We start from the raw sequence: 6,464 nt of genomic DNA, 5'->3' as shown, positions 1-6,464 counted from the left end.
ACAGGAAGTACAGCGTGTGGATCATGCCTATTTACCGGATGACCTGGTTTCTATAGGCCGTGATACCGAAACAGTTGCCCTGTCCAAAGCGGTGAAATATTTTGTCGAGCACCGTGTATTCCTTAACGATGACCGTACGGTGATATTCAAATGAACAGTAGCGTAAATTTAACTCAGTCTGCGCAGATCATTGATGGCAAAGCAACAGCCACTGCTGTACTTGAAGAAGTTAAAGCAGATGTTCTGGAATTTAGAGCCAAAGGTATTGAGCCTTGTCTAGCCGTAATTTTAATCGGTGATGATCCTGCTAGCCATGTCTACGTACGTAACAAAGTAGAAAAAGCGCAGTTTGTTGGTATCCGTTCGCTGGAATTTCGTATGGATTCTAATACTGCAGAAGAGGTACTGCTGGCAAAAATTGATGAACTGAATGCAGATGCAAGTGTGCATGGCATCCTGGTGCAGCTGCCATTGCCAAAACATATCAATGAAAACGCAGTGCTGGAACGCATTGATCCAAAAAAAGATGTCGACGGTTTCCATAGTGAGAACGTGGGTGGTTTAAGTCAGGGTCGTGATGTGCTGACACCATGCACACCAACAGGTTGTATCCGCCTGCTCAAAGACACATTGGGTAATGATTTAAGTGGCCTACATGCGGTAGTGGTGGGACGTTCAAATATTGTGGGCAAACCTATGGCTGCGTTGCTTTTAAAAGAAAGCTGCACGGTAACAGTTGTCCATTCAAAAACCAAAAATATTCAGCAGCTGTGTAAGCAGGCAGACATTGTGATTGCGGCTGTCGGCCGGCCATTGATGCTCAACACAGATTATCTCAATGAAAATGCAGTCGTGATTGATGTAGGCATTAACCGCATTCAGTTGGATGGAAAAAATCGTCTAGTTGGCGATGTGGATTTTGGTGCTGTAGTTGAGCATGTAAAGGCAATCACACCAGTTCCGGGCGGGGTAGGACCGATGACGATTGCCTATCTTATGAAAAATACGCTTGATGCGGCCAGATTACAGACAAAAATATTTTAAAAAATAAAACAGGTATCAGAGATACCTTGGAGGAAAACATATGCCACTTGGACTACTCAAATATGGATTAAGCAGTGAATATCCAGTTGAAGTGGATTTGCCTCCACCGAAGGAACTTAAATCACACTATGACGTGGTCATCATCGGCGGTGGTGGGCATGGCTTGGCAACAGCTTATTACCTGGCTAAATATGAAGGTATCACCAATATTGCTGTATTGGAGAAAGCCTATTTAGGTGGGGGAAATACCGCACGTAACACGGCTGTGATTCGCTCTAATTACCTGACTTCAGAAGGTGTGAAATTCTATGCTGAATCGGTCAACATGTTTAAGAATCTTTCCAATGAGTTTGATTTCAACATCATGTATTCCGAGCGTGGTCAGTTAACCTTAGCGCATACTGATTCAACAGTCCGTGCATTTCGTCAGCGTGCCGAAGTTAATAAACATTTTGGTGGGCGTACAGAATTGATTGACCGCCAGCAGATCAAGGAACTGGTGCCATGTCTGAACCTGGATCCTGCACATTTGCCGGTACTGGCGGGTTTATGGCATATCGACGGGGCAACTGCACGTCATGATGCGGTGGCATGGGGCTATGCCAAAGGGGCTGCCAAACGTGGTGTAGAGATTCATCAGTTAACTGAAGTACAAGATTTTGTCACTGAAGGCAACCGTGTGACTGCAGTAAAAACCAATCGCGGTACTGTGCAGTGTGGTTGTGTGGTACAGGCGATTGCTGGTGCTTCTAGCTTGCTCATGAATAAACTCCATATCCGTTCACCGATTCATACTTTCCCTTTGCAAGCGATGGTCTCACAGCCATTTAAGCCATTTATCAATCCATTGGTGAGCTCTTCGGCATTGCACTGTTATGTTCAGCAAACCAGCCGGGGTGAAATTGTTTTTGGTGGTGGTTCTGATCCTTACCCACTGTATAACACCCGATCTACCCTAGATTTAAAAGAAAGTCTGCTCGCACATGCCATTGAAATGTTTCCATTCATGGCGAATGCCAAGTTAATGCGCCAATGGGCTGGTATCACGGATATGACCCCGGATTACAGTCCAATTATGGGCAAATCACCGTATGACAATTATTACCTTGATGCTGGCTGGGGGACATGGGGCTTCAAGTCAACACCAATCTGCGGCAAGACCATGGCTGAACTGGTCGCTACTGGCAAGACCCCAGAACTGATCAAGCCATTTGAACTATCACGTTTCAGTCGCTTCCAGCAAGTCAATGAAATGGGCGCAACTGCGGCGAGCCACTAAGGAGATATGCCATGAAAATAATGATTTGTCCTCTCAATGGTCCGCGCAATATCAGTGAATTCACCTACGGAGGTGAAGTACGTGAAATGCCTGACCAGAACACATGCACTGATCAGGAATGGGCCGATTATGTGTTTAATAAAGACAATTTAATTGGAATCGTACGTGAATGGTGGATGCATACACCAAGCAGTTACTGGTTCATTGTTGAGCGACATACTGCGTCAGATGAAATTATCCGCACTTATGATGCCAAAGAAATTTTTAATCAACGCATTGATTTTAATGCAGAAGAAAAACCAGCACAGTCTGCTGAACAAAAAGGGGTAGTTGCATGACAAAAACAGGCTTAGATAGACTTCCTGCACCTTACGGACTGCTCATTGACCGCGATCAACAAGTGCAGTTTGAATTTGACCAGCAGAAATTTAGCGGCTTTGCCGGTGACAGTATCGCTAGTGCTCTGATCGCCAGTGGGCGCTGGATCATGTCGCGTTCATTTAAATACCACCGTCCGCGTGCGCCACTGACCATGGCAGGTCAGGATGCCAATACCCTGATCCAGTTGCCACAAGAACCAAATGTCCTGGCAGATTGCACAGATATCCATACAATCACAACCTCTTCAGGACAAAATTTTTCAGGTTCTTTACTGAAAGACTCAGACGCATTTTTAGGCAAGTTTTCTAAATTCATGCCAGTAGGCTTTTATTACCGTTCTTTTTATAAGCCAAAAGGTGTGTGGAAACTCTGGGAACCGATGATTCGTAAAAAAGCCGGACTGGGTGTGCTGGATCTGAATTTCGAGCCGGAATACTACGACAAAGCATACTTATTTACTGACGTTGCCGTGATTGGTGCTGGTCCGGCAGGACTGAAAGCAGCGATTACAGCAGCCGATACTGGCTTGAAAGTATTACTGATTGAACAGGAAAAAGTACTCGGCGGCAGTCTGAACTATGCGCGTTTTGACGTAGCAGGTCAGCTAGCAAATCAATTAAGAAATGAGTTGGTACAGGCGGCTGAACAACATGCCAATATCAAAGTACTGAAAGAAGCAGTCTGTAACGCCTGGTTCACCGATCACTATCTGCCGGTGATTCAAGGCAAACGCATGTATAAAGTCCGTACGAAACAGTGCATTGTGGCCAGTGGTAGTTTTGATCAGCCAGTTGTATTTAGAAACAATGATTTACCGGGGATAATTTTAACGAGTGCCGTACAGCGTTTAGTCAAGTTGTATGCAGTAAAGCCAGGCCAAAAAGTAGTGATTCTTACAGGGAATGATGATGGTTATCTGGCTGCACTTGATTTGCTTGAAGCTGGTATTGCGGTTCAGGCTCTGGTTGATATGCGTGCAGGTGCTGCTGATGCGGCATTGCAACGTATTGTTTCTTCCAAAGTGAAATGCTATTTCAGAAGTACTGTTTACGAGGCACAGCATGACCGTGCGATGCAACATATCACTGGTGTGGATATTTGCCAGATTACTGCGGCAGGTCAGGTAACAGAAGATTCAATTCATCTGGAATGTGATGTACTGGCGATGTCATCAGGCTATATGCCAGTGTATCAACTGTTGTGTCAGGCAGGCGCTAAACTGAGCTATGCTGATAACCGTGCACAGTTCAGTATTACTGGGTTGCCAAAAGGCTTGCAGATTGCAGGTTCGGTACATGGTGTACATGCGATTGAGAATGTCCTAAAAGACGCAGAACATACTGCCCAGAATGCAATACGCTCTATCCAGGAAAATACACAATTTGATGATGAACTGAGCTTCATTGAAGCATCAGTTAACTTCCCATGGCCGATGTTTGAGCATCCTAAAGGCAAGGAATTTGTCGACTTTGATGAAGATCTGCAAATCCGTGACATTATCAATGCAACCAAAAGTGGTTACCGTGACGTACAGCTGGTCAAGCGTTTCTCAACTGTCGGCATGGGACCATCGCAAGGCCGTCATTCTGCTTTGCCAACTGCACGTTTAGTCGCGAAATATACTGATCGCAGTGTGAGTGAAACTGGCGTGACAACAGCCCGTCCTCCATTTACTGCAGAAAAACTGGCACATATTGCCGGGCGTGGTTTTGATCCGTACCGTCAGACTCCAATGCATCAGCGTCACTTAGAACTCGGTGCGAAAATGATGCCTGCAGGCAACTGGCAACGTCCGGCATTCTATGGTCCAGCAGAGCAGCGTTTGAAAAATATTGAACGTGAAGCACTCAACGTGCGCCAGAATGTGGGCATCATTGATGTATCAACTCTGGGTGGTTTAGAAATCCGTGGTGCAGACAGTGCCGAGTTTCTGAATCGTCTGTATACCTTTGCTTTTGCAAAATTACCGGTCGGTAAAACCCGCTATGCAGTGATGGCTGCAGAAGATGGTGTGGTGATTGATGATGGGGTAGCTGGCCGTATCAGTGAACAGCATTTTTATGTCACAGCAACCACCAGCGGTGTCGACCGTATCTACCAGCAGATGCTGAAATGGAATGCGCAGTGGCGCCTGAATGTCGATATTACCAATGTGACCACGGCATTTGCTGCAGTTAATATCGCAGGGCCAAATTCTCGTGCATTAATGCAGAAAGTATGTACGGATGTAGACTTCAGTAATGAAGCCTTCCCGTATCTAGGCTTAAGATTGGGCACGATTCAGGGCATTCCTGTCCGTCTGCTTCGTGTCGGGTTTGTAGGTGAGTTGGGCTATGAAATCCATTATCCAGCGCGTTATGGTGAATTTGTCTGGGATCTGCTGATGGAGGCAGGCAAAGCGTGGAATATACAGCCGTTTGGTGTGGAAACCCAGCGTCTACTGCGTCTTGAAAAAGGACATATCATCATTAGCCAAGATACAGATGGCATGACGCATCCGAAGGAATGTGATCTCAGCTGGGCTGTGGCAAAATCAAAACCATGGTTTGTGGGTAAGCGTTCAATCGAAATCCTGGCATCGCAGCCTTTAAAACGCAAACTGGTTTCTTTTGTGCTAGACAAGACCAAGACTCAACCACTGGAAGGGCATATCGTACTAGAAGGTGAAGATATTTCGGGCAATATCACGTCTTGTGAGTTTTCACCAAGCTTAGACAAGATTATTGGCATGGCCTATGTGGGAATCAATCAAAGTACAGAAGGTCAGACTTTCCCGATCCGTGTCGAAAAAGGCGAAATTGTGCAGGCCACTGTAGTCAAAGCACCATTCTACGACCCAGAAAACCAACGTCAGGAGATTTAAACGATGCAAAATCTATATCAGGCAGAGCGCAGTTTAATTCAGCGCACGTTTGAAAAATATGACGCTTATGGCTCAGGCAAGTATTTTCTGACTACACCAAATCAGCAGGAACAGCTTAAACGCTGTGGCCTGATTGATCTGACTCATTTATCTCGTGTTGGATTCCGTGGTGTAGATGCAGCGACATATTTGCAGCAAAAGGGATATCGCACACCAGAAGTACCAAATACCGTACTTGCACAGGACGATGGCAGTTTTGTGGGACGTCTATCTGCAACTGAATATCTGGTTCTCGGGTCATTAAAGGACTTTGGCGACAAAGTCACTGCACTTGAAGCTGGCTGGCAGATGGATGAATCTCTCAATTATTTGTTGCCTCGCCAGGATAGCCACGCATGGATGATACTTACGGGAGAGTATATATCAGCCATTATGGCGAAGCTTTGCGGTGTAGACCTTAGTGCTGAAGAGTTTAAACCAGGCCATATTGTGCAGACTTCAGTAGCACGTATCAATGCGATTGTGCTGAATGTCAGCGATGAAGTCTGTCCGAAATTTAGCATTCTGTGTGATCGCTCTGCATCATTATATTTATGGGAAGTGCTGATTGATGCGATGGCTGAATTTAACGGTAAAGTAATAGGTGTTAATACACTATTTTAAAGTTCCCCCAACTATAAGCCCTTCCTATGGCTGCTGGTGTCAATCGGCAGCCATATCATTTTTATATCCCCCAAAATTCAACCAGAGTCATTTTCTTAGAAATTGAATCTTATTATGTAGTGTAAATTTCTATAATTTTTGTAAGCATCCGGCTAACACAGCCTTACCAAGCGATCCTATAAGCCTTAATTTAGTTCCCACCTAAAAACAAGTGGGGACTTAATCCATGAACAT

The 6,464-nt window shown here is 45.2% G+C and carries 5 protein-coding genes and 1 pseudogene; all 6 read left to right on the top strand.

Annotated elements, in window-relative coordinates; translation table 11 throughout:
* Positions 1–154: pseudogene (locus ACIG3F_RS15885) on the top strand (formyltetrahydrofolate deformylase); the annotation flags it as partial.
* Complete coding sequence (locus tag ACIG3F_RS15880; protein ID WP_396470519.1) at positions 151–1,044, top strand: bifunctional 5,10-methylenetetrahydrofolate dehydrogenase/5,10-methenyltetrahydrofolate cyclohydrolase; 894 nt, start codon at positions 151–153, stop codon at positions 1,042–1,044. The pseudogene ACIG3F_RS15885 and the gene ACIG3F_RS15880, both read left to right, overlap by 4 nt.
* A gap of 40 nt (positions 1,045–1,084) precedes the next feature.
* Complete coding sequence (locus tag ACIG3F_RS15875; protein ID WP_312051606.1) at positions 1,085–2,323, top strand: FAD-dependent oxidoreductase; 1,239 nt, start codon at positions 1,085–1,087, stop codon at positions 2,321–2,323.
* Between the two features lie 11 nt (positions 2,324–2,334).
* The gene (locus tag ACIG3F_RS15870; RefSeq protein WP_312051607.1) at positions 2,335–2,661 is read left to right on the top strand and encodes a sarcosine oxidase subunit delta; all 327 of its coding nucleotides are present in this window, start codon (positions 2,335–2,337) and stop codon (positions 2,659–2,661) included.
* Positions 2,658–5,567 (top strand): glycine cleavage T C-terminal barrel domain-containing protein, encoded by a 2,910-nt coding sequence (locus ACIG3F_RS15865; protein ID WP_312051608.1) that lies wholly within the window; start codon positions 2,658–2,660, stop codon positions 5,565–5,567. Before ACIG3F_RS15870 ends, ACIG3F_RS15865 begins: the two co-directional genes overlap by 4 nt.
* A gap of 3 nt (positions 5,568–5,570) precedes the next feature.
* Positions 5,571–6,230 (top strand): sarcosine oxidase, encoded by a 660-nt coding sequence (locus ACIG3F_RS15860; protein WP_312051609.1) that lies wholly within the window; start codon positions 5,571–5,573, stop codon positions 6,228–6,230.
* The last annotated feature ends 234 nt before the right edge of the window (positions 6,231–6,464 follow it).

This window comes from Acinetobacter sp. NPDC052428 (assembly GCF_044547685.1).
GTDB classification, from domain to species: domain Bacteria; phylum Pseudomonadota; class Gammaproteobacteria; order Pseudomonadales; family Moraxellaceae; genus Acinetobacter; species Acinetobacter lwoffii_G.
Note: the sequence above shows the minus strand (reverse complement) of the source record. Positions and strands in the feature narration are given on the sequence as shown.